Here is a 22072-nt window from a genome sequence, read left to right on the forward strand (position 1 = left end):
ACGACATGCTGATCCTAAACAAGCCTCTACCTGAAGGCCAATATCGTTTAGTCTGGTATTCATGATCAATTTTCACTATCACATCACTTTACACCCTAAGCCATGATCAAACGCTACTTTCCTATTCTCAGCTGGCTGCCTCACTATCACCGGCGTTTGCTGGGGGCCGATGTGCTGGCAGGCCTGATTGTGACCATGATGGTGATTCCCCAATCCCTCGCTTATGCCTTGCTGGCGGGGCTTCCTGCTGTGGTAGGGCTTTATGCCAGCATTCTTCCTCAGCTTGTGTATACCCTGTTTGGCACCAGCCGAACGCTGGCGATTGGCCCGGTGGCGATTATTGCCCTGATGACGGCGGCCGCGCTTTCGGGGGTGGCCACCCCGGGTTCTGCCGCCTATCTCGAAGCGGCCCTGGTGCTGGCGGTATTGTCCGGTGCCATACTGGTTGCCATGGGCCTGTTGAAAATGGGCTTTTTTAGCAATTTTCTCAGCCACCCGGTGATTTCCGGCTTTCTGACCGCGTCCGGCATCCTGATTGCCGCCAGCCAGTTCAGCGCCCTTCTTGGCGTTGAAAGTCAGGGGTTTACCCTGGTGGAACGGCTAGTGTCTGTCATCCCCGAACTCCCCAAGGTGCATATCCCCACCTTGATCATCGGCGCTGGCACCCTGGTATTTCTGATTGCCATGCGCCGCTATGCCAAGGCACTGCTGCAGCAATGGGGGCTGAGCGCCATGCTGGCCGACCTGATTGCCAAGGCGGGGCCGGTGTTTGCCGTGCTGACAACCACCTGGGTCACCTGGTTCTGGCAGCTGGATGAGGCAGGCGTGGCGGTTGTCGGCAGCATCCCCATGGGTTTGCCTCCCCTGGGCATTCCCATGCCTGAGGCAGCGCTATGGCAAGCCCTGCTGATGCCTGCGCTGCTGATCAGCCTGGTGGGCTTTGTGGAATCGGTCTCCATGGGCCAGATGCTGGCCGCCAAGCGGCGCCAGCGTATCTCACCGAATCAGGAACTGATCGGCCTGGGAGCGGCCAATCTGGCCGGCGGTGTTTCAGGCGCCATGCCGGTTGCCGGCGGGCTTTCCCGCACCGTGATCAATTTCGATGCTGGCGCCCAGACTCCAGCGGCTGGCGCCTTTGCTGCTCTGGGAATCGCACTGGTCACCTTCACCTTTACCGGCTGGCTGCACTATTTACCGATTGCCACCCTGGCCGCCACCATCACCGTCTCGATTCTCACCCTGGTGGATGTCGCCACCCTGCGCCAGACTTGGCGCTATTCGCGCAGCGATTTCAGCGCCATGGCCATGACCATAGCGCTGACCCTGATCGAAGGAGTCGAGGCCGGCATACTGACCGGCGTAGTGCTTTCAATTGGCCTTTTTCTGTATCGTACCAGCCGCCCCAACAGCGCACTGCTCGGGCGAGTCGCTGATAGCGAACAGTTTCGTAGCATCGCCCGGCATGACGTAGAGACCCACTCCCACGTTGCCTTCCTGCGCATTGACGAAAGCCTCTATTTTGCCAATGCCCGCTATCTCGAGGATACCCTGTATAATCTGGTCGCTACCCGCCCGGAGCTTGAGCATGTGGTCATCGTCTGCTCTGCCGTCAACCTGATTGACGCCTCGGCGCTGGAAAGCCTGGAAGCGATCAACGCCAGGCTCAAGGATGCCAACGTCAAGCTGCATCTGGCGGAAGTCAAAGGCCCGGTGATGGACAAACTCAAGCGCAGCGACTTGCCCGAACAGCTCACCGGGCGCATTTTCCTCAGCACCTATGCTGCCTGGCGTGAGCTGGATAATGATTGAACCTTTTGCATACCTGGATCTCAAGCGTTCTCATGGATGATCTATCAAACACCTCTGGCTCATCACCCGGCTCAGTACCCAGTTCAGCTCCACTGGCCCGTATCGAAACAAACCAGCAGCTCACACTTTCCGGCACCTGGACGCTGGCCTATTTTCATGCCATCAAGAAGCAGCTCAGCACTCATGATGCCAGGCATATTGAGCACCTGTCGCTTGAGCCGGTCACCCAGCTGGATACGGCCGCTGCCCAACTGCTGATCGAGTGGTTTGGCAGCGAGCGTATGCAGCAGCAGGCCAATCACCTGCCTGATCAGCGGCGCCAGTTGATCCTGAGCGTCATTGAAGCCCTGAAGGTAGTTGCCGAAGCGCCGGAAACACCTGCCAGAACCTGGTGCCAGCGTCTCGGCGACAGCCTGGCAAGGCTTGGCCAGCAGGTGACCGCCCTGTTCACCCAACAGCTTTATCTGCTGGGCTTTCTTGGCGTGATGCTGGCAGCGTTTGGGCGTACCTTTTGGCGCCCTGGGCGCTGGCGCCTCACCGCTACCGTCGCCCATATCCATCAGACCGGGCTGAACGCCGTGCCGATTGTTGTCCTGCTGACCTTTATGGTCGGCGCCGTGGTCGCCTTTCTGGGGGCAACCGTACTGACAACCTTCGGAGCCACCATTTACACCGTTAACCTGGTGGTTTTTTCGTTTCTGCGTGAATTTGGCGTCCTGTTGGCGGCCATCATGCTGGCAGGCCGAACCGCCAGTGCCTTTACCGCCCAGCTAGGGGCCATGAAGTCCAATGAAGAAATCGATGCACTGCGCACCCAGGGGCTGGACCCTATCGAGCTTCTGGTACTGCCCAGGGTAATCGCGCTATGGATCAGCCTGCCACTGCTTGCTTTTGTCGGAACGCTAAGCGGCATGCTCGGCGGTGCGGTTGTCGGCGCTGTATCCCTGGATATTCCCTTCACCCAGTTCTGGCAGATAGTCCAACGAGATATCAGCATCCGCCACCTATGGGTCGGGCTTTCCAAGGCGCCCCTCTTTGCCCTGGTGATTGCGATCATCGGCTGCGCTGAAGGTTTCAAGGTCAGCGGCAGCGCTCAATCGGTCGGGGAACGCACCACGTCTAGCGTCGTCCAGTCGATTTTCATGGTCATCCTGCTGGATGCCCTGGCGGCGTTATACTTCATGCAGATGGGATGGTGATCAGCGCCATATTCAGGGAGCCTACGTGAGCGATTCGGTTATCCACATTGACAATCTCGAAAACCGCTTTGGTACGACGGTGGTACACCAGGGCCTGAGCCTGAGCGTTATGCGCGGGGAAATTCTTGGGGTTGTGGGCGGTTCTGGCACTGGCAAATCGGTGCTCTTACGCAGTATTGTCGGTCTCAAACCGATTGATGACGGCGATATCCACGTCTTCGGCAAGCGCCTGGCCGCCCTTGATCGCCGCCAGCGCGCCGCGCTGGAAAGACGCTTTGGAGTACTGTTTCAGCAGGGCGCCCTGTACAGCTCGCTCAATCTGCTGGAAAACGTTGCCTTGCCGCTGGTTGAACATACCCCTCTCAGCCGCCGTGAAGCCGAGCAGATTGCACGCATGAAGCTTGCGCTGGTCGGCTTGCCTGCCCGTGCCGCTGAGCAGATGCCTGCCGCGCTGTCCGGCGGTATGATCAAGCGCGCCGCCCTGGCCCGCGCCTTGGCGCTCGACCCGGACGTGCTCTTTCTTGACGAACCCACCGCTGGGCTTGACCCTATCAGTGCCGCCCGGTTTGACCAGCTATTGCTCACCCTGCGCGATGCTCTGGGGTTCAGCGTCTTTCTGGTAACTCATGATCTGGATACGCTGTATAGCGTCTGCGATCGCGTCGCTGTGCTGGCCCGCAAGCAGGTGTTGGTTGCGGATACTCTGGAAAACGTCGCCGCTACCCAGGACGATTGGATACAGGATTATTTTCACGGCCCAAGAGGCCGTGCCGCCTATGCTAGCATGAAGGAAAATCGCTGATGGAAACGCGCGCGCATCACATTCTGATTGGTCTGTTTACCTTGTTAACCCTGGTAGCCGCCGTGGCATTTTCATTGTGGATGACCCAGGCGGCAACGCAGCGCGAATATGCCTTTTACGAGGTAGTGTTCAACCGTGCGGTCAGCGGCCTGAGCACGGGTAGCCGGGTTGAGTTCAGTGGCCTGGAGGTGGGCAATGTGGTCGAGATGCGCCTTGACCCTGATGATCCTCGTCAGGTGTTGGCACTGATCCGGGTTGATCAGGAAATCCCGATCAGGGAGGACACCCAGGCCAAGTTAGGGCTTGCCAATATCACTGGCAGCATGACGCTGCAGCTGTATGGCGGCTCGCCGGATAGCCCACGGCTGATCACGTCCGAACAGGATCCGGCCCAGATTAGCGCAGCGCCCTCGCCGATTGATTCATTGCTGTCAGACGGTGAAGCCGTAGTCTCCAACGTCAGCCGTTTGCTCAACAATCTGAACACCCTGTTTGAAAAAGACAGCGCCGAGCGCATCAATCGCATTATTGCCAATACCGACGCCATTACCGCTGGGCTGGCAGAGGCTCAACCGCAGATTACCAATGCCCTCGACGACTCGGTGACCCAGCTGAATCGCCTGACCACACAGGCCACCACTACCCTGGAAAATATTGATACCCTCAGCCAATCGGCTAACCAACTGCTTGAAGAAGACAGCCGTAGGCTGCTTCTATCAGCCCGTCAGGCCGCTGAAGAATTGACCGCTACCTCTGAACAATGGCGGCAGCTGCTGGATCGCAACGCGCCTGGCGTGACCACAAGCGTCAATAACATCGCCGCCAGTAGCGCTGAGTTACCGGCTATTCTGCAGGAACTGCAAGCGACCCTGGTGAATCTCAACCGAGTTTCACGCCGCCTGGAAGAAAACCCCGGCGATTTTATTTTCGGTGGTGAACAGATCAAGGAGTTTCGTCCGTGAAGTATCTGGTGAGTATGATAATAATGACCTGGCTTGCTGGCTGCTCCGTCCTACCTGAAAGCACACCGAAGCAGCTGTATCGTCTACCATCGCCTGAGCTTTCAGTCATCGCCAATAGCACGCAAGGAATTCTGGAGGTTCAAGCTCCCAGCGCAGACCGTTTGCTGGCCAGCGATCATATTGTGGTCTGGCCGGATGCTCAGCAGGTCAGCGTCTATGCCGATGCACGTTGGCATGATAACGCACCGGCCATGCTAAAACGCCAGTGGCAAGATGCCCTGCAAGCCACACAGGTTGCATTGCCCGCTGAACCTGGGGAACAGGGCATTGATGCCCGCCTGGTAGCCGAACTAAGCGATTTCCATATTGCCTATCAGAACGACACTCCCACCGCCGTCATGCGCGCCCAGTTTACCCTGCTGGACGCAACAAGTGGCCAACGCCTGGCCAACCAGCAACTATCAGCCACCCAGGCTGCTGAAGATGAAAACGTTCCTGCTGCCGTCGCCGCATTGGGCGAGGCATCTGAACAACTCACTCGCCAACTGATGCAATGGCTCGACAGCCAGCTGAACAATAAGTGAACAAATCGAATTCCGGCTGTTGCTGTTCACTTAGAAATTGGCGTAAGACGCGCGTGATTAATTATTGATTGAACATATCGTTCATATTATTGGCGAACAGAACATCGCGCATCCAGCCTTTTAGCTGATCGTGGTCGGCTTGAACAAGAGACTTGGTTCAACGCTGGGCTATTGTTATTGTCGTTCACGCAGATATTGGCGGGGGTCGCGGGGATAATAGCGCTCTGGCTGGTTAGCCATATGGGTATAGGCTCGGGTGTCCTTGTAGGGCATTTTCATGAAACCGGAAATCCCCAGTCCTTCGATTTCAGGCACGGCGGCCAGAATAGCGGCCAGATGTTGCCTGAACGCCTCTTCCTGGCGGGCATCCAGCAGGCGATAGTAGCTATGGATCTTCAGGTGCCTGGGAAGCGCCTCAAAAATGATCATGCCGGTATGGTGAATCTCATTCAGACGTTCCAGCGTCGCCATGATAGACGTGGGCAGTACCAGTAATTCTTCCGGGTCCGGCCCATCCTCAAAATAACTGTGCTGGCGGGAGTCATCCTCCATATCAGGCACATCACTGACTTCATAGGGAATATGCATGTCAGGCTGTGGCAGGAAGGCCTGTTCACTGCTGTCACGATCCAGATGCAGGGTTTTGCGGGCATCAAACAGGCAGCTTTTGAAGACTCCCTGACGATGAATGGCGCGGGCGAGAAACACCATGTTATTCACCGCCTGCACAAAGGCGAGCTTGAGCGTGGGGTCATGCAGGTTCAGCGACGAATCGATAAACACGCCGTCACGCTCCCAGCGTACCGCCAAGCCGCCCACCACCGGGTATTTACCCAGACGGCTGACAGATGCCAGAAAAGCTTTTTCTGTTTCGCCCATGCCCTGCATAAACTGCTTGTAATAGCGATCCAGCTGAACGTCATTCACCTCGCTGAGGGTATCTTCCACATGGGCTTCGCGCAGAAAGGTCTTGCGCGAGCTATACACCACGGTATCTATTTCGCGGCCGCTGGCTCTGGCCCATACCGGAATCAGTGCCTTGGGCGCTGGCTCAGGCAAGTCAATCATTACCAGCCTGGCCATCCTCGGCATGGCATTCAGAAAGTGGTCTCCGGCACGACGGCGCGTCTCGGGGTCGGCATCCAGCATGCCATCCAGGGTGCGGGCAAACTCCATGGGTAACCCCAGAGAGCTTGCCGGAATCGCTCGACAACCAAAACGGCAGGATTGCCCAGAGGCCAATGCATACAGGGTGCCTGCGGCTCCCTGCTCATCAAAACGCGGCGAAGATAGCGCACCGTTGAGCTGTTCTTCACCAATAAAGTACACATCGCCCAGCCGGGCATTGGTTTGCTGAAGGTCAGAGGACATCAGCTCCATGACATTGGCTGCCACAAACTGCAGGCGTGCATCCAGCTGCGCAAATACCGAAGAGCCCCAGTCAATCAGGGCAATCGATTCATCCTCCGGGTTGAACACCAGGTTAGAGGGTTTGATATCACCGTGAACCACTGGACGACCCCGCGGGCCACTCTCACGGCGTAGGGCGATGAGTATCTCTGCTAGCTGGCGAGCAATGCTGACCACGAGCCTGGGCGAAAGACGCCCTTCGCGCAGGGAGACTTCCTCCAGGTTCAAGCCGGGAGCGCGCTCCATGACCAAAATCGATTGACCGCGCACCCGTTGGAACCCTACCAGCTTGGGAATACGCGGGTGCTCCACCTGCTCCAGCATGAAGGCCTCTTCTTCGAGGCGCTCCTGCAGATGCAGAGGCAAGGTGATACGTGAGAACTTGAACACCCGCTGGCGCACTTCCCAGTTGGCAAGCCTGGGGGCAAAGCCTGCAAAGACGAAACCATAAGCGCCCTTGCCAATCAGCTCGATCTCCTGATAGCCCAGCTGCGCCAACTGGGCCTGACACAGCGCTACCCACTCCTTCAGTTTGCGCGCATCCTGATGGCTAAGCAGGTAGACCGACTGGTCTTCAGGAATATAGAACTGCTGTAAGGGCGCTTCGGCCATACTGTTGGCTCCCTAGCGCAGATGCAGGAGCATGCTTTCCGGCGCTTCCAGGCTGGCTTTCCAGTGATTACAGAAGCGCGCTATGGTGCCGCCATCAATAAAACGATGATCCCCGGCCCAGGTCACCGTCATGATGGCACGACGGGTGACATCACCGTTCTCATCAAAGCGCGGCAGCCACTGGGTTTTGCCAATCGCCACAATCGCCGCTTCAGGGGCATTGATGATCGGCGCCGCATAGGTGCCTCCCAGCGCCCCAATGTTAGAGATGGTAATGGTACCGCCCTTGAGGTCGGCCTGCTCCACGCGCCCTTCCCGAGCGGCCTGAGTCAGGCGAGTAACTTCGGCTGCCAGCTCCAGCAATGACCTGACTCCCACGTCCTTGACGTTAGGCACCATCAGGCCCACCTTGCCGTCCACCGCCATCCCGATATTGCAGTCAGGGTAGTAGTGCAGCTCATCGGCACTGTCATTCAGCTGGGCATTGAGAATCGGGTATTCGGCCACCGCCAATGCCATTGCCTTCATGAAAAACGGCATCAGGGTCAAACGTTCACCCTGGGCTTCCGCCTGCACTTTCAAGCGCTCACGCAGCGCCAGCAGGTCAGTAACATCGATTTCCTCACCGTATTGAAAATGCGGAATCGTGGTTGCGGAAGCCACCATCTGGCGGGCCATGGCAGCACGTACGCCGCGCAGGGGCTCAACTCTGGGGCCAGCCGATGCCGACTTGCCTGGCAGCTCTTGCCCGGCATCCAGATAACGCAGCACATCCTCTTTCAGCACCCGCCCTTCCTTACCACTGCCGGCAATCTCATCCAGCGCCAGGCCATGCTCACGCACCAGACGGCGAACCGCAGGGCTGGCGGGCGTTTTACCCTGCACGGCGCTAGTAGCCGCCGCTGGCGCCGAGGTTGGCGCGGGCTTCTCTGACGGGCTACTCGGCGTCTGGGTTGCTGGTTTTTCGGCCGGGGCGTCTGACGATTCAGCGTTCTGCTCAGGGCGGGTGGCTTCCTGCTCCTGTGGCTCGCCCTCTGCCTGGTAGGCATACAAAGGGGCATGCACCTTGGCAATCTGCCCCTGGGCCACATACAGCTGGGTAATCGTACCGGCTTCTGAGGCGGTAATTTCAACCAGCGCCTTGTCGGTCATGACTTCGACAACGGGCTGGTCTTCTTCAACAAGGTCGCCTTTCTGGACGCGCCACTCAACCACTTCGCATTCAACAATGCCTTCACCGATATCCGGTAGAATAAAATCACTCATGTCGGTCTCCTTTGAACCCTTAAGGCAGCGTCAGAAATTGACGCTGTGCTGGATAGCGGCGAATATTTTCAGATGATCGGGGAAATACTCTTTCTCCAGCGCCAGCGGGAAAGGCGTATCCATGCCGGTCACACGCGCAATCGGCGATTCAAGGTAAAGGAAACAGCGCTCCTGAATGGCGGCAGCGATTTCACCGGCAAAGCCACCGGTCAAGGGCGCTTCATGAGTCACTACCAGGCGGCCTGTCTTGAATACGGAGTCTGCGACTGTCTCCACATCCCAGGGCAAGAGACTGCGTAGATCAATCACTTCACAGGCAATACCCGCTTCTTCGGCAAGCTCAACCGCCTTGCCAATCACTTCCATCTGGGCGCCCCAGCCAACAAGGGTGATATCACTGCCCTGCTTGATGATTTCAGCCTCGCCAATCGGCAGCTGATAGTCTTCTTCGGGCACTTCGCCCACTGACGCGCGATAAAGGCGCTTGGGTTCAAAGAAGATGACCGGGTCAGGGTCACGAATGGCAGCGAGCAGCAAGCCCTTGGCCTGATAAGGGTCTCGCGGTACAACAACTTTCAAACCGGGGGTGTGGGTGAAATAGGCTTCAGGCGACTGGGAATGGTAAAGCCCACCGTGGATACCACCGCCATAGGGCGTGCGAATAGTCAGCCCGCCGACATTGAAAAGGTCGCCGGAGCGGTAACGGTATTTGGCCGTCTCGTTCACGATCTGGTCGAAAGCGGGAAAGATGTAGTCAGCAAACTGGATTTCTGCCACCGGTACCGAGCCTTGCGCCGCCAGGCCGTTGGCAAAACCGATAATGCCCTGTTCCACCAGCGGGGTATTGAAACAGCGGGCTCTGCCATACTTTTCCTGCAGATGGCTGGTGGCGCGAAACACTCCGCCGAAAACACCCACGTCTTCGCCAAAGCACAGCACCTTGTCATCTTCCGCCATGGCGATATCCAAGGCGTTATTGATGGCCTGCAGCATGTTCATGGTTGGCATATCACTGTTCTCCCGTCTTGTGTTGCTGATCACCGTCCAGCCCTAACGCCTGGGCGCCTTTGGGGTAGGCATCCGGGTAACAGCGAATATGCGCCTTGAGGGCATCATACTGGCGCTGCAGCGCCGGAGTGACCTCGGCGTAGACGTCGGTAATCAGGGTATCCAGTTCGGGAGAGGGGCGCTTTTCAGCACGCTTCATGGTGTCGAGCACTTCACGGCGCAGGCTTTCCTGAGTGTCGGTTTCTTCTTCTTCACTCCACCAATTCTGCTGTTCTAGCCATTTGCGCATGCGCAGGATCGGGTCTTTAAGGCGCCAGATTTCTTCTTCATCCTTTGAGCGATAGCCCGAGGGGTCGTCGGACGAAGAGTGGGCAGCCAGACGGTAGGTCATGGCTTCAATCAGTACCGGCTTATTGTCCTTCACTGCAATCTCGCGGGCCCGGCGGGTGGCTTCATACACCGCCAGCACATCGTTACCGTCCACGCGAATGACATGCATGCGATAGCCAAATGCCCGGGGGGCAATACCATCAGCGGCAAACTGCTCCACCGCCGGTGTTGAAATGGCGTAGCCGTTGTTCCGGCAGAAGAAAATTACCGGCACCTCATGCACCGATGCCATGTTCAGCGCGGCGTGAAAGTCCCCCTCTGAGGCGGCGCCTTCACCAAAAAAGGTCAGGGTGCAGTGGCCTTCACCGGCCAGTTTCTGTCCATAGGCATAACCCGCCGCCTGGGGAATCTGGGTCGCCAGTGGCGATGAAATGGTCATGTAGTGAAGCTTGCGGGAGCCATAATGAACCGGCATCTGGCGACCCTTGCCGTAATCCAACTGATTGCCGAACAGCTGGTTCATGAATTCATCAAAGCTGAAGCCGCGATACATCAGCGCGCCCTGCTCACGGTACTGGGCCATGATCATATCAGCGTCATCCAGTGCTGCGGTGGCACCAATCACGGAGGCTTCTTCACCGGTACACTGCATGTAGAAGCTCAGCCGACCCTGGCGCTGGGCGGCCATCATCCGCTCATCCAGAATCCGGGTCGCAAGCATAGCATGGTAAATATGACGGGCTTTATCGCGAGGCAAATCAGGTGACTGAGCATCGGGATAGATGGCACCGTCATGATTCAACACGCTGAAGGTAGGAATCGAAAACTCATCACCGGTCATGAAGGCCGGTTTATACGTGGCTTGTGTCATGGTTGTTATCCTTATAAGACCCCTTTTGAGGGCAGTGTTGTCGGTTATTTCCCTTTATGCCAGGGGATTACCCCAGCATTGGTCAACGCAACACTGATGACACTAACGCAGCCAACCACGTTAAGGCATTCAACTTAAGGCGTACGTGAACGTAAACGTCGCTGAAAGACTTCAAAAATACTATCGATACTGACCGCCAGCAGCGCAATCACCATGGCCCCCTGAATAATGTAGGCATTATTGGCGTTGACGATACCGGCAATAATAGGGTCGCCCAGATTGCTGGCACCTACGGTGGCGCCTAGCGCGGCTGTGGCAATATTAATGGTCACAGAGGTACGGATACCGGCTAGAATCACCGGCGCCGCCAGCGGCAATTCCACTTGGCGCAGGATTTGCCCTGGCGTCATCCCCATGCCGTAAGCCGCTGACACAACCGCAGGGTCAACGTCTTTAAGGCCAGCAATGGTGTTACGTACTATCGGCAACAGACCGTACAGTACCAAGGCAACGATAATGGGCACCGTACCGAACCCCAAGGCGGGAACCGCCAGCGCCAGCACGGCAACCGGTGGGAAGGTTTGCCCAAGGGAGGCAATCTGAGCCACCAGGGGTAGAAAATCGCGCCCCCACTGGCGGGTGACCATCACGCCTGCCAACACACCCAATGTGATCGTAATGGACGCCGCCACCCCTACTACCAGAAGATGGCGGCCTAGCAACTGAGTGAAATCCGCTCGCTGATAGATCACCTGTCGCGCATCGGGCGCTAGCCATTGAAACAGCGCTTGTGCATGGGGGATCATCAATACCACAACCATTAACAGCACCAGCCACATCAAGGGCCACAGCAGCTGAATCGGATGATAGGCAGAACGTGGATGCACAGGCCTAGACGTCACGCGACTTCTCCTGGGCTTGAAACGCCTCCTTGACTAGCTTGCGCAGCGACAGCTCACCTACCGGTACATCGTGCTGGTCTACCACCGTCAGCCGTTCACAGTGGTCGCGCAGCATCATCGAGAGTGCCTGGCGCAGCGTCTGCTCGGTCGTCACCCGCGACTGGGCAGGTAAATGCGGCCCAAGCGGCGCCATATGATCTTTTACCCGGGTCAGGGAAGCCTGCTTCAGCCCGCGCTCCAGCCCGCCCAAAAGGGAATCAACAAAAGAATCTGCCGGCTTCTGCAGCAGCGATAGCGGTGTTCCCTGCTGCACAATTCGACCATCACGCATCACCACAAGCCTATCGGCCAAGCCCAGGGCTTCATCCATATCATGGGTGACAAACACGATGGTTTTGTGCAGCCTGGCTTGCAGCTGCATCAGCATTTCCTGGAGTTTTTCCCGGGTAATCGGATCCAGGGCGCCAAAAGGTTCATCCATCAGCAGAATATCCGGGTCAGCTGCCAGCGCTCGCGCCACCCCCACCCTTTGGGCCTGCCCACCGGATAGCTGATGAGGATATTTATGAGCAAACTCGCCGACCGGCAACCCCAGCAGCCCCATCAGCTCTTCAACCCTTTGATTGACCTGGGCGGTAGGCCATTTCAGCAGACGAGGTACCAGGCCGATATTGCGTGCCACGTTCCAATGAGGAAACAGACCGGTATTCTGGATGACATAGCCAATTCGCCGCCGCAGCAGGACAGGGTCATAGGCGTCGATGGACTGTCCATCCAGCTCAATCTCGCCGCTGCTATGGGTCAGCAGACGGTTGATCATACGCAGAGTGGTTGATTTTCCGCAGCCAGAGGTGCCCACCAGGGCGCAGAACTTGCCTTTGGGAATGCTCAGCGTCAGCTCTTCAACCGCTGGCGTCTGATCAAAAAACTTGCTGACGTTGCGTAATTCAATCATCGCTAGCCCCCTGGCGCAGCGCCTCACTCAGCGCACCCAGGCCGGCATCAACCATCAACGCAATCAGCAAAATAGGCAGTGCGCCCAATAACACCATATCCATCGCAGCCTGCCCTAATCCTTGAAAAATGAATGAACCCAGCCCGCCCGCACCAATCAGTGCAGCGACAGCCGTCAGGCCAATCGCCTGCACCGCGGTAATCCTGATACCTTCGAGCAGAATGGGCAGTGCCAGAGGCACCCGTACCTGCCAGAAACGCTGTGAGGGATACATGCCCATGCCGCTGGCCGCATCCAGCACATCTGGGCTGACCGCCTCCAGGGCGACGTAGGTATTACGCACCATGGGCAACAAACTATAGATAACCAGCGCCAGCAAGGCGGGCGTCCAACCAATACCCTGGATGCCCAAGGTGGCAGCAAAAGGCACATTGGCCGATACCCAGGCGAGAGGCGCCAGCAAGAGCCCGAACAGCGCCAGGCTGGGAATGGTCTGGAAAAAGTTCAGTAACGCAAAGGCACCGCGCTGAATGGCACGGTAGCGGCGGATCAGTAACGCCAGGATGATTCCCAGCACAATGCTGACGCCTACGGCAATCGACACCATGGCAAGATGCTCACTGAAAGCAAGCCAGAAGGCCTCTTCGCGGGCCTGGAACTCCTGCACCAGTGCCAAACGATCCAGCCACAGTGACGCACATAGCCACCACAGCCCGCCAACACCCAGCATGACCAGCGCTATCCAGAACCTAGACAATGCCAATCGCAAACGCAGTTCCACCAGCGCCAGCATGGCACAGAACAGCACCACCCAGTACGCGGCCCCCGCACTCAGGCGTGCCTGGGGCATTTGTGAGTCAATCAGAGCGGCACTGGCTGCCATCAAGCCAAAAGGCATCAACAGCAGTAGCAAGGTAATTGCTGCCAGCTGAGACAACAGGTTCAAGCGTGAATGCGTCGGCTGCCAGGCCATCAAGAGCACGAAGAGTAAAAGCAGCGATGCCAGCGCGCCACCCACCCACCCGAAAGCCTCCCAGCTGGCGTAGCCGCTGCCAGCCACAATCCTGTTAGCCGCGACACTGACGCTATCCAAGCCCCAGAGCGCCACCAACATGACGATAGACAACAGGGTCATCACCCAGTTTGGGCGGCCTTTTATCCATCCTTTACTCTGCATGGGTAGCGCATCCATTAACGGCATACAGATTAAGTTTCCATTTCATTCGGGCTTTTTAGGCAGCAGGGCTAAGGATCAATAGCATCAATGTAGTCTGCGGCCACTGCCTCAGCAGACAAGCCATTGACAGCCACATCAGCATTCAGACGTTGCAGCGTTTCCAGATCCAGTGTCGCAAAAACCTCATTCAGTGCCGGCTCAATTTGCGGATAAGCGTCCAGGGTTTCTTCACGAATGACAGGCGCTGGCTGGTAGACCGGCTGAACGCCCAGCGAATCTTCCAACACCACCAGACCCAAGGCACTCAGGCCGCCGTCGGTACCATAGGTCATGGCAGCGTTAACACCACTGGCCTGCTGAGCGGCCGCGCGCATGGTAGCGGCGGTATTGCCTCCAGAAAGCACCAGCAGCTGATCTTCATCAAGCTCAAAGCCATAGGCCGACTGGAAGGCTGGCAGAGCCTGTTCGGATTCAACAAACTCAGCGCTGGCAGCAAATTTGAACTCACCGCCATCGGCCAGATACTCAGCGAGGTCTTCCAGGGTTTCCAGGTTATGAGCGTCAGCCACATCGGCACGCACACTCATTGCCCAGGTGTTATTGGCACTGGCAGGTGAAAGCCAGATCAGGTCATTGTCAGCATCACGCTGCTTGACTGTCTCGAAAGCCTCGTCGGCTTTATTCCATACGGGGCTATCGGTCATATCAAAAAAGAAAGCCCCATTACCGGTGTATTCCGGGTAAAGATCAATCTCTCCGGCCAGCAGCGCCCCTCGGACGACACTGGTACCGCCCAGCTGAAGGCGCTTTTCCACAGGAATGTCATGGCGTTCAAGGGTCTGGGCAATCAACTGCCCCAGCACGGCGCCTTCGGTATCAATTTTTGACGCCACCACCACAGCATCGTCAGCCTGGGCGGTCAGCATCGCCTGAGAAGAAAGAACGGCCAACGCGAGTACGCCAGCTGCCAGGCGTTTAGGTGTCTGGTACATATTCATGATCCTTCTGATGAGTTGCCTCAAAGCGGGTTTTATGGCTCGCTGTCAATGATCCACGTGTGATGAATCATTACAGTGAGTATAAAACCCGCCAGCGTTGAAGTCAGATTGACCATGTCAGATCGACCGCAGGATTAGCGGGATTCCAGCACCCAGGTGGTACCTTCGCGGGAATCCTTGAGGATAATGCCCTGCTCAGCCAGGGCGTCGCGGATACTATCTGCCAGGGCAAAGTCCTTGTTGGCCTTGGCTTCGGCACGCTGAGCGATTTTCGCTTCAATAGCAGCCTCATCCATGGGCGCTGATTGCCCTTGTCCGCCTTTCAAAAAAACGTCAGGCGCCTGCTGCAAAAGCCCCAGAATGCTGCCCAGTGACTTAAGCTCTGCCGCCAGACGGCTAGCCTGGGGGTCACCCGCTGCCTTGACGCGATTAAGCTCACGGGCCAGATCAAACATGGTAGACAGGGCTTCAGGCGTATTGAAGTCATCATCCATGGCCGCCAGAAAACGCTGATGGTACTCGGAAGCCGCTGCACTTTCTTTATCAACCGCGCTTTCTGTATCAACCGTGCCTTGCTCAACGCCTTCCAGCGCGGTATAGAAACGCGTCAGTGACTTACGCGCTTCATTGAGGGCATCCGGGGCATAGTTGATCGGGCTGCGATAATGGCTGGCCACCAGCAGATAGCGCACCACTTCAGCATCATGCTCGGTCAGCACATCGCGGATAGTGAAGAAGTTACCCAGCGACTTGGACATTTTCTCCTGATTGACCCGCACGGCCCCGGCGTGCATCCAGGTCATCACAAAGGGCTTATCGTTGGCCGCTTCCGACTGAGCGATCTCGTTTTCGTGGTGGGGGAAGGTCAGATCTGGCCCGCCACCGTGAATATCAAAGGTATCTCCCAGGCAGCACTTGGACATCGCAGAGCATTCAATATGCCAGCCTGGTCGGCCGTTGCCCCAGGGCGAAGACCAATGAGCCTCGCCGGGTTTGGCGGCTTTCCAGAGCACAAAATCCAGCGGATCTTCCTTGCTGGCATCCACCTCGATACGTGCCCCTGAGCGCATGTCATCAAGGTTGCGGTTATTGAGCTTGCCGTAGCCCTCAAAGCGCCGCACTCGATAGTAGACATCGCCATTATCCGCGGCGTAAGCAAAGCCTTTCGCAATCAGGGTCTCGATCATGGCAATAATATCGTCGATATGCCGAGTGGCCCTGGGCTCATGGTCCGGCCGCTGGACATACAGCCGTGCTTCGTCTTCGTGCATGGCGGCAATCATGCGCTCGGTCAGCGCATCAATACTTTCACCGTTCTCATCGGCCCGCTTGAGGATCTTGTCGTCAATATCGGTGATGTTACGCACATAATTGACTTCATACCCCTGCGCGCGCAGATAGCGGGTAATCACATCAAAGGCCACCATGACCCGGGCATGACCAAGATGGCAGTAGTCGTAGACGGTCATCCCGCACACGTACATACTGACCTTGCCCGGCTCCAGGGTGGTAAAAGCTTCCTTGCGACGTGTCAGGGTATTGTAAATCTGCATAGCACTTCCTTAGCCCTTGGTTATTAGCCCTTCTGCTTGATTTTGGCCCAGCTATCTTTCAGGCCGACGGTGCGGTTGAAGACCAGTGCCTCAGGGGTCGAGGCGTGGCGATCCGCGCAGAAGTAGCCCACCCGTTCAAACTGGAAGCGTGATTCCGGCACTGCCTGGGCAAGGCTTGGCTCAGCAAAGGCATGCGTGACCGTCAGGGACTCTGGATTCAGATGTTCCAGGAAATCGACGTCCTTGTCCTTGTCCGGCTGCTCTTCCAGAAAGAGGTTGTCATACAGGCGTACTTCCACCGAAATGCCGTGGCTGGCGCTGACCCAGTGAATAACGCCTTTCACCTTGCGGCCTTCAGGGTTCTTGCCCAAGGTATCGAAGTCAACGCTGCAGTGCAGTTCGGTCACTTCGCCATGGGCATCCTTGATCACCTCATCGCAGCGGATTACATAGCTGTTACGCAGGCGGACTTCCTTCCCCGGGGCCAGGCGGAAGAACTTCTTGGGTGCATCTTCCATGAAGTCATCCTGATCGATATACAGCTCGCGGGTGAAGGGCACCTGGCGTACCGGCATATCTTCACGGGCTGGGTGGCCAGCGACTTCATACACTTCTTCGTGGTCTTCGGGTACGTTGGTCAGCACAACCTTCAGCGGCTTGAGCACGCACATGGCCCGTGGCGCGTTATCTTCCAGGTCAGAACGGATCGCGTGGGTCAGCATGGCGATATCCACCAGGCCGCCATCGGCACGGGTCACGCCTATCATGTCGCAGAACTTGCGAATCGACGCAGCGGTATACCCCCGCCGCCGCATGCCTGAGATAGTCGGCATACGCGGGTCATCCCAGCCGTCCACAATGCCTTCATCCACCAGCAGCTTGAGCTTACGCTTGGAAGTCAGGGTGTAGTTGAGGTTCAGGCGGGCAAACTCAATCTGGCGCGGTTTGCAAGGCACCGGCAGATTATCCAGAAACCACTCATAAAGCGGGCGGTGGTCTTCAAATTCCAGGGTACAGATGGAATGGGTGATACCTTCGATGGCATCCGACTGACCGTGGGTGAAGTCATAGGAAGGATAGATCTTCCACTTGTCACCGGTCTGGTGATGCTCGGCATGGCGGATGCGGTAAAGAATCGGGTCGCGCAGATTGATATTCGGCGAGGCCATATCAATTTTGGCGCGCAGGACTTTTTCACCTTCGGCAAACTCACCGGTGCGCATCCTCTCCAGCAGATCGAGATTTTCCTCGGCGCTACGCTCACGGTAAGGGCTGGGCCTGCCCGGCTCCGTCAGGGTGCCACGGTATTCGCGGATATCATCAGGCGACAGATCATCAACGTAGGCCTTGCCGTTGCGGATCAGCTGCTGCGCCCAGGCATACAGCTGGTCAAAATAGTCCGAGGCAAAGCGCACCGGTCCGGCCCACTCAAAGCCCAACCAGCTGACGTCTTCCTTGATTGCATCAATGTAGGCCTGCTCTTCCTTGGCTGGGTTGGTATCATCAAAGCGCAGATGACAGTCACCACCCATCTGCTCCGCCAGGCCGAAATTGAGGCAGATTGATTTGGCATGGCCGATATGCAGAAAGCCATTGGGCTCTGGTGGAAAGCGCGTCACAATTTTCGTGACCTTGCCGCCCTCAATCTCTTCGCGTACCTGATTACGGATAAAATTCGGCGCTGGGGTGGTCTCGTTGGTCATGGTGGCGTTGATAACCTCTAGGTGGATGACGTGCCGGGCTTCGCGCTGCCGAGCAAAAAGGCTATTATAACGTGACACTTGCGCATAGCGCCAAGGCGGACGTCCCTTATAACACAGGAATTTACTGATGATCGTATTACAGACCAACCACGGTGATATCACTATCGCGCTGAATCATGAAAAAGCGCCAGTGACGGCTGCCAACTTTGAACAGTATGTGCGCGACGGTTTTTACGACGGCACCCTCTTTCACCGCGTGATTGATGGCTTCATGGTGCAGGGCGGCGGCTTTGATCTGGAGTTCAACCAGAAGCCTACCCGTGACCCCATTGAAAACGAGGCAGACAATGGCCTCAAGAATACCAAGGGCACCCTGGCCATGGCGCGCACCCAGGACCCGCATTCTGCTTCATCGCAGTTTTTCATCAACGTCAATGACAACACCTTTCTTAACCACACCGGCAAGAACCTTCAGGGCTGGGGTTATGCGGTCTTTGCTGAAGTCGTTGACGGCATGGACGTGGTTGATGCCATCCGCAAGGTCAGCACCACCCGTCGTGGCATGCATGCCGATGTGCCCGCAGAAGATGTCGTAATCGAAAAGGCCTATATCAAGGAAGATTGATCCAGGCAGGCCATTGCCGTCTTTGCTAATCACCCTCAACCACCCTGGAGCACTTGATGCGTACGCTGTTAATTGCTGATCTTCACCTGAGTGAGCACACCCCAGAGATCACTCAGGGGTTTGTTGACTATGTATCCACCACCGCATCAGGTGCCGAAGCGCTGTATATTCTCGGCGACCTGTTCGATGCCTGGATTGGTGACGATCTGCTGGCCACCCCACACCCCATGGCGGAGGTGGCCACCAGGGTGGCCAAGGCACTAGAGGCACTGGCAGAAAGCGGCACAGCCGTCTATCTGATGCATGGTAACCGTGACTTCCTGATCGGCGAACGCTTTATTAACGCCTGTAAGGCAAGTCTGCTACCTGATGTGCAGGAAAGCGAGCTGCACGGCATTCCAGTGGTCTTGATGCACGGTGATAGCCTGTGTACCCGCGATGAGTCTTATATGGCGTTTCGCCAGCAGTCCCGCGACCCGCAATGGCAGGCGCAGATGCTTGCCTTGCCATTGGAACAGCGCCTTGAACTGGCGAAGAGCCTGCGCCAGCAGTCCGATAGCGCCAATGCCGACAAAGCCGATGACATCATGGATGTCACCTCAAGCGAAGTGATCAGGGTCATGGCAGAGCACGGGGTAACCACCCTGATCCATGGCCACACCCATCGCCCCAAGGTACACGACATGACAGTCGAGGATATCCCCGCCAAACGCTACGTACTTGGCGATTGGGATGCTCGGCATGGCTGGGATATCGTGATTGAAGAAGGCGCCAGGACACCGCAACTGCGCCAGTTTGATATCACACGCCCACCTCAGTGATGACGATATAAGCCCGCCTGCCAAAACAGAACCGCCCTGCTGATATTATCAACAGGGCGGTTTTCTTTTACTGCAACGTTTTCAGTCAGGTTTAACGGCGCACAATCTCAGCTTCACTGTAGAGATGCTCAACCAGCCCCTGAATGACCGATTGGGCGCGCAGCTGCTCAACCATTTGAGCGACAAACCGCTCACTCTGTTCGTCCACTTCGCCAGGCATCACTTCATCGAGTGCTACCAGAGCAACGCCTTGAGGCAGTTCAACAATATCCAACACGGCTTCACCGTCCTCGGGATGCGGCAGACGGAAGACAGCTTGCACCAGGCTATTGGGCACGGTTGTTTGCTGCTCTCTGGCAATGTTATCAGCATTGAGCCAATCAATAGAGGTATCATCCCCGGCGCTTTCCAGCATGCGCTCAGCCTGTGCAACCAGTGCTTGCTGCTCAGCCTGCGCTGTCACCGCCGCCTCTACTTCATCGCGCACCTCTTCAAGCGGTAGCTGGGTGGCTTCGCGGTGCTCTGCCACGCGCAGCACCATACGACGATCATTATCCAGTTCGATGACTTCACTGTTGTAGCGCTCTTCCAGCACGTCATCACTGAAAGCCGCATCCATCACACCCGGCTCTGAAAGAATGCCGCTGCCTTCATTACGCGCCAGCCAATCACTTTGTTCTACGCTCAAACCGATATCGTCAGCAACACTTTGCAGGTCATCAGCGGCGAAGCTTTCGTCAATCAATTGCTGAACACGCTGGTTGAAGTCATCATTAACCGCTTCCAGGGCCAGTTGCTCACGCAGTGCATCGCGCTGCTGCTCAAAAGGCGGACGGTCAATGTCGGTGACCTTGATGATATGCAGGGCGTCATCCATCTCGACAACAGAAGAGACTTCATCTTCCTGAAGCGAAAAAGCAGCCTCGTCAAAGGCATCACCAAAGAAACCACGGCTGATCTCGCCCAGGTCGCCACCGTTTTCAGCGCTCACTGTGTCATCTGAAAAGCGCGCAGCCGTGTCGGCAAAACTCTCGCCTTCTTCAAGGGCTGCCAACGCCTGCTCAGCGGCCGCCTGGGCTTCTTCACGGCTACGCTCGTCACCAAAGGTAATCATGATGTGGGCAACGCGCCGATCGGCATCATCGTTCCGGTTACGCCAGGCATCACGTAGCTGCTGTTCATCAATCTCGACGCTGTCAGCCATTTCCTGGCGATCAATCACCACATACTCAAGAAGGACCTGTTCGGGGCGCTCAAAGCGTTCGCTATTGGCCGCGTAGTAGTCTTCTATTTGCGCCTGAGTGATGGTGACATCTTCTTCGAGGTCTTCAGCTGTCAGCACGCTATAACGAAAGCTGCGCTGCTGGCGCTGGAGGGCTGCCAGACGCTGCTGTTCAGACTCAAGGCTAAAGTCACTAAAGGCCATACCCTGCTGCAACTGGCGGCGTTTGATATCGACGCGCAGCTCATCACGGAACGATAGCGGCGTATAACCGGCGCTGGCCAGGCGGTTACGAAACAGCTCGGTGGAAAACTGGCCTTGCTGATCCTGAAACTCAGGCAGGTTAACAATCAGCTGATCCAGTTGCTGTTCAGAGACGTAAAAACCGCCTTCTTCCGCATAGTGGGTCAGTAGCTGCTGGGTAATTAACTGATCAAGCACATCGTTGCGCAGCGCGCGCTCCTGCTCTGCCGGAACTTGGCCTGAGCGCATGGCGCGCTGGACTTCCAGCTCTACCTGCTGACGCGTGATGGAATCACCATTAACTTCTACCACTTCATCAGGGTCGGTGCCAAAGAGGGTAAACAGTGACTCCACCCCAAACAGCGCCATGGCGGCAACCACAACGCCGATAATGATCTTGGCTCCCCAACTTTTCGAGCCATCTCGGATACTTTGCAGCATGTTAGCCTCGGTTCAAACAGATAAACGGTTTACTACAAAACAGTTCAGTAACACTAAGGTTCAGGGCATCACCTGCAACCATCATGACTTAAAACCACGTGCATAAAAACCACGGGCATAAAAAAACATGGGCGCATCGTTTGCACGACGCGCCCATAAGATGCCTCAGAACAACCGGATCAGTTGACGGCGTCTTTAAGTGCCTTGCCTGCTTTAAAGCTGGGTACCTTGGCAGCACTGATTTCAATCGGCTGGCCAGTTTGCGGATTGCGGCCGGTACGAGCAGCGCGCTCTTTAATCGTAAAGGTACCAAATCCTACCAGTGAAACGCTCTCGCCCTGCTTGAGGCTTTCAGTGACAGACTCCACCATGGCATCCAATGCGCGGGTTGCCGCTGCCTTGGAAATATCAGCAGATGCGGCAATGGCTTCAATCAGCTCAGACTTATTCACACTTCACCCCTTGACTGTTTCAAAAATGGCTCTGAACGGTATGGTCACCGGTTGGATCGACGAACAAAGCATAGCTGCGTTTTATAGCAATGCAGAGATTCACCTGTCAAGCGACCATACGATAAAA

General features: G+C 56.6%; 19 protein-coding genes. 7 read left to right on the forward strand and 12 right to left on the reverse strand.

The window, feature by feature from the left end:
• Positions 1-102: 102 nt before the first annotated feature.
• Genes sulP through OR573_08905 form a run of 5 tightly spaced genes read left to right on the forward strand, consistent with a single transcriptional unit; the run spans position 103 to position 5356 of the window.
• Complete coding sequence (sulP, locus tag OR573_08885; protein ID XGA78644.1) at positions 103-1809, forward strand: sulfate permease; 1707 nt, start codon at positions 103-105, stop codon at positions 1807-1809.
• A 32-nt stretch (positions 1810-1841) separates the two neighbouring features.
• Positions 1842-3008 (forward strand): ABC transporter permease, encoded by a 1167-nt coding sequence (locus OR573_08890; GenBank protein XGA78645.1) that lies wholly within the window; start codon positions 1842-1844, stop codon positions 3006-3008.
• Positions 3009-3033: 25 nt separating this feature from the next.
• Complete coding sequence (locus OR573_08895; protein ID XGA78646.1) at positions 3034-3810, forward strand: ATP-binding cassette domain-containing protein; 777 nt, start codon at positions 3034-3036, stop codon at positions 3808-3810.
• A complete protein-coding gene (locus tag OR573_08900; GenBank protein ID XGA78647.1) occupies positions 3810-4772 on the forward strand; it encodes an MlaD family protein in 963 nt (320 codons plus the stop codon). The genes OR573_08895 and OR573_08900 overlap by 1 nt, the downstream gene beginning before the upstream one ends.
• 23 nt (positions 4773-4795) lie before the next feature.
• Complete coding sequence (locus OR573_08905) at positions 4796-5356, forward strand: ABC-type transport auxiliary lipoprotein family protein (protein XGA78648.1); 561 nt, start codon at positions 4796-4798, stop codon at positions 5354-5356.
• A gap of 174 nt (positions 5357-5530) precedes the next feature.
• On the opposite strand, the gene OR573_08910 is transcribed toward OR573_08905, so the two are convergent.
• From OR573_08910 to OR573_08955, 10 genes are all read right to left on the reverse strand, one after another.
• Positions 5531-7378 carry a protein kinase gene (locus tag OR573_08910; GenBank protein ID XGA78649.1) on the reverse strand — a complete coding sequence of 616 codons (1848 nt, stop codon included), beginning with the start codon at positions 7376-7378 and terminating at the stop codon, positions 5531-5533.
• A gap of 12 nt (positions 7379-7390) precedes the next feature.
• On the reverse strand, positions 7391-8644 hold the full coding sequence (locus OR573_08915; protein XGA78650.1) for a 2-oxo acid dehydrogenase subunit E2: 1254 nt from the start codon (positions 8642-8644) through the stop codon (positions 7391-7393).
• A 30-nt stretch (positions 8645-8674) separates the two neighbouring features.
• Entirely contained in the window at positions 8675-9652 is a 978-nt protein-coding gene (locus tag OR573_08920; GenBank protein ID XGA78651.1) for an alpha-ketoacid dehydrogenase subunit beta, read from the reverse strand.
• 1 nt (position 9653) lies between these two features.
• On the reverse strand, positions 9654-10853 hold the full coding sequence (locus tag OR573_08925; GenBank protein ID XGA78652.1) for a thiamine pyrophosphate-dependent dehydrogenase E1 component subunit alpha: 1200 nt from the start codon (positions 10851-10853) through the stop codon (positions 9654-9656).
• 134 nt (positions 10854-10987) lie between these two features.
• Positions 10988-11713, reverse strand: coding sequence for an ABC transporter permease (locus OR573_08930; protein XGA81702.1), 726 nt, complete (start codon positions 11711-11713; stop codon positions 10988-10990).
• A 31-nt stretch (positions 11714-11744) separates the two neighbouring features.
• Positions 11745-12710: an ABC transporter ATP-binding protein gene (locus OR573_08935; protein XGA78653.1), complete on the reverse strand. Its 966-nt coding sequence runs from the start codon at positions 12708-12710 to the stop codon at positions 11745-11747.
• Positions 12703-13911: an ABC transporter permease gene (locus OR573_08940; GenBank protein ID XGA78654.1), complete on the reverse strand. Its 1209-nt coding sequence runs from the start codon at positions 13909-13911 to the stop codon at positions 12703-12705. Before OR573_08940 ends, OR573_08935 begins: the two co-directional genes overlap by 8 nt.
• 44 nt (positions 13912-13955) lie before the next feature.
• A complete protein-coding gene (locus OR573_08945) occupies positions 13956-14813 on the reverse strand; it encodes an ABC transporter substrate-binding protein (protein XGA81703.1) in 858 nt (285 codons plus the stop codon).
• 206 nt (positions 14814-15019) lie between these two features.
• A complete protein-coding gene (gene cysS, locus OR573_08950; GenBank protein ID XGA78655.1) occupies positions 15020-16438 on the reverse strand; it encodes a cysteine--tRNA ligase in 1419 nt (472 codons plus the stop codon).
• 23 nt (positions 16439-16461) lie between these two features.
• Positions 16462-18141 (reverse strand): glutamine--tRNA ligase/YqeY domain fusion protein, encoded by a 1680-nt coding sequence (locus OR573_08955; GenBank protein ID XGA81704.1) that lies wholly within the window; start codon positions 18139-18141, stop codon positions 16462-16464.
• 127 nt (positions 18142-18268) lie between these two features.
• On the opposite strand from OR573_08955, the gene OR573_08960 reads away from it, so the two are divergent.
• Entirely contained in the window at positions 18269-18766 is a 498-nt protein-coding gene (locus tag OR573_08960) for a peptidylprolyl isomerase (protein XGA78656.1), read from the forward strand.
• A 56-nt stretch (positions 18767-18822) separates the two neighbouring features.
• Entirely contained in the window at positions 18823-19587 is a 765-nt protein-coding gene (locus OR573_08965; GenBank protein ID XGA78657.1) for a UDP-2,3-diacylglucosamine diphosphatase, read from the forward strand.
• Between the two features lie 91 nt (positions 19588-19678).
• Here OR573_08965 and OR573_08970 read toward each other — a convergent pair whose 3' ends face one another.
• Both OR573_08970 and hupB read right to left on the reverse strand, forming a co-directional pair.
• The gene (locus OR573_08970) at positions 19679-21493 is read right to left on the reverse strand and encodes a SurA N-terminal domain-containing protein (GenBank protein XGA78658.1); all 1815 of its coding nucleotides are present in this window, start codon (positions 21491-21493) and stop codon (positions 19679-19681) included.
• A 179-nt stretch (positions 21494-21672) separates the two neighbouring features.
• Positions 21673-21945 carry a DNA-binding protein HU-beta gene (gene hupB, locus OR573_08975; protein XGA78659.1) on the reverse strand — a complete coding sequence of 91 codons (273 nt, stop codon included), beginning with the start codon at positions 21943-21945 and terminating at the stop codon, positions 21673-21675.
• Between the last annotated feature and the right edge of the window lie 127 nt (positions 21946-22072).

The organism is Halomonas sp. CH40 (assembly GCA_041875495.1).
In the GTDB taxonomy this organism is placed as follows: Bacteria; Pseudomonadota; Gammaproteobacteria; order Pseudomonadales; family Halomonadaceae; genus Vreelandella.

Excerpts from the sequence above, each read along its gene's own strand:
- sulP (XGA78644.1), top strand. The coding sequence starts at position 103 with ATGATCAAACGCTACTTTCCTATTCTCAGCTGGCTGCCTCACTATCAC.
- OR573_08890 (XGA78645.1), top strand. The coding sequence starts at position 1,842 with ATGGATGATCTATCAAACACCTCTGGCTCATCACCCGGCTCAGTACCC.
- OR573_08900 (XGA78647.1), top strand. The coding sequence starts at position 3,810 with ATGGAAACGCGCGCGCATCACATTCTGATTGGTCTGTTTACCTTGTTA.
- OR573_08905 (XGA78648.1), top strand. The coding sequence starts at position 4,796 with ATGACCTGGCTTGCTGGCTGCTCCGTCCTACCTGAAAGCACACCGAAG.
- OR573_08910 (XGA78649.1), bottom strand. The coding sequence starts at position 7,378 with ATGGCCGAAGCGCCCTTACAGCAGTTCTATATTCCTGAAGACCAGTCG.
- OR573_08915 (XGA78650.1), bottom strand. The coding sequence starts at position 8,644 with ATGAGTGATTTTATTCTACCGGATATCGGTGAAGGCATTGTTGAATGC.
- OR573_08920 (XGA78651.1), bottom strand. The coding sequence starts at position 9,652 with ATGCCAACCATGAACATGCTGCAGGCCATCAATAACGCCTTGGATATC.
- OR573_08925 (XGA78652.1), bottom strand. The coding sequence starts at position 10,853 with ATGACACAAGCCACGTATAAACCGGCCTTCATGACCGGTGATGAGTTT.
- OR573_08935 (XGA78653.1), bottom strand. The coding sequence starts at position 12,710 with ATGATTGAATTACGCAACGTCAGCAAGTTTTTTGATCAGACGCCAGCG.
- OR573_08940 (XGA78654.1), bottom strand. The coding sequence starts at position 13,911 with ATGCCGTTAATGGATGCGCTACCCATGCAGAGTAAAGGATGGATAAAA.
- OR573_08945 (XGA81703.1), bottom strand. The coding sequence starts at position 14,813 with ATGCTGACCGCCCAGGCTGACGATGCTGTGGTGGTGGCGTCAAAAATT.
- cysS (XGA78655.1), bottom strand. The coding sequence starts at position 16,438 with ATGCAGATTTACAATACCCTGACACGTCGCAAGGAAGCTTTTACCACC.
- OR573_08955 (XGA81704.1), bottom strand. The coding sequence starts at position 18,141 with ATGACCAACGAGACCACCCCAGCGCCGAATTTTATCCGTAATCAGGTA.
- OR573_08960 (XGA78656.1), top strand. The coding sequence starts at position 18,269 with ATGATCGTATTACAGACCAACCACGGTGATATCACTATCGCGCTGAAT.
- OR573_08965 (XGA78657.1), top strand. The coding sequence starts at position 18,823 with ATGCGTACGCTGTTAATTGCTGATCTTCACCTGAGTGAGCACACCCCA.
- OR573_08970 (XGA78658.1), bottom strand. The coding sequence starts at position 21,493 with ATGCTGCAAAGTATCCGAGATGGCTCGAAAAGTTGGGGAGCCAAGATC.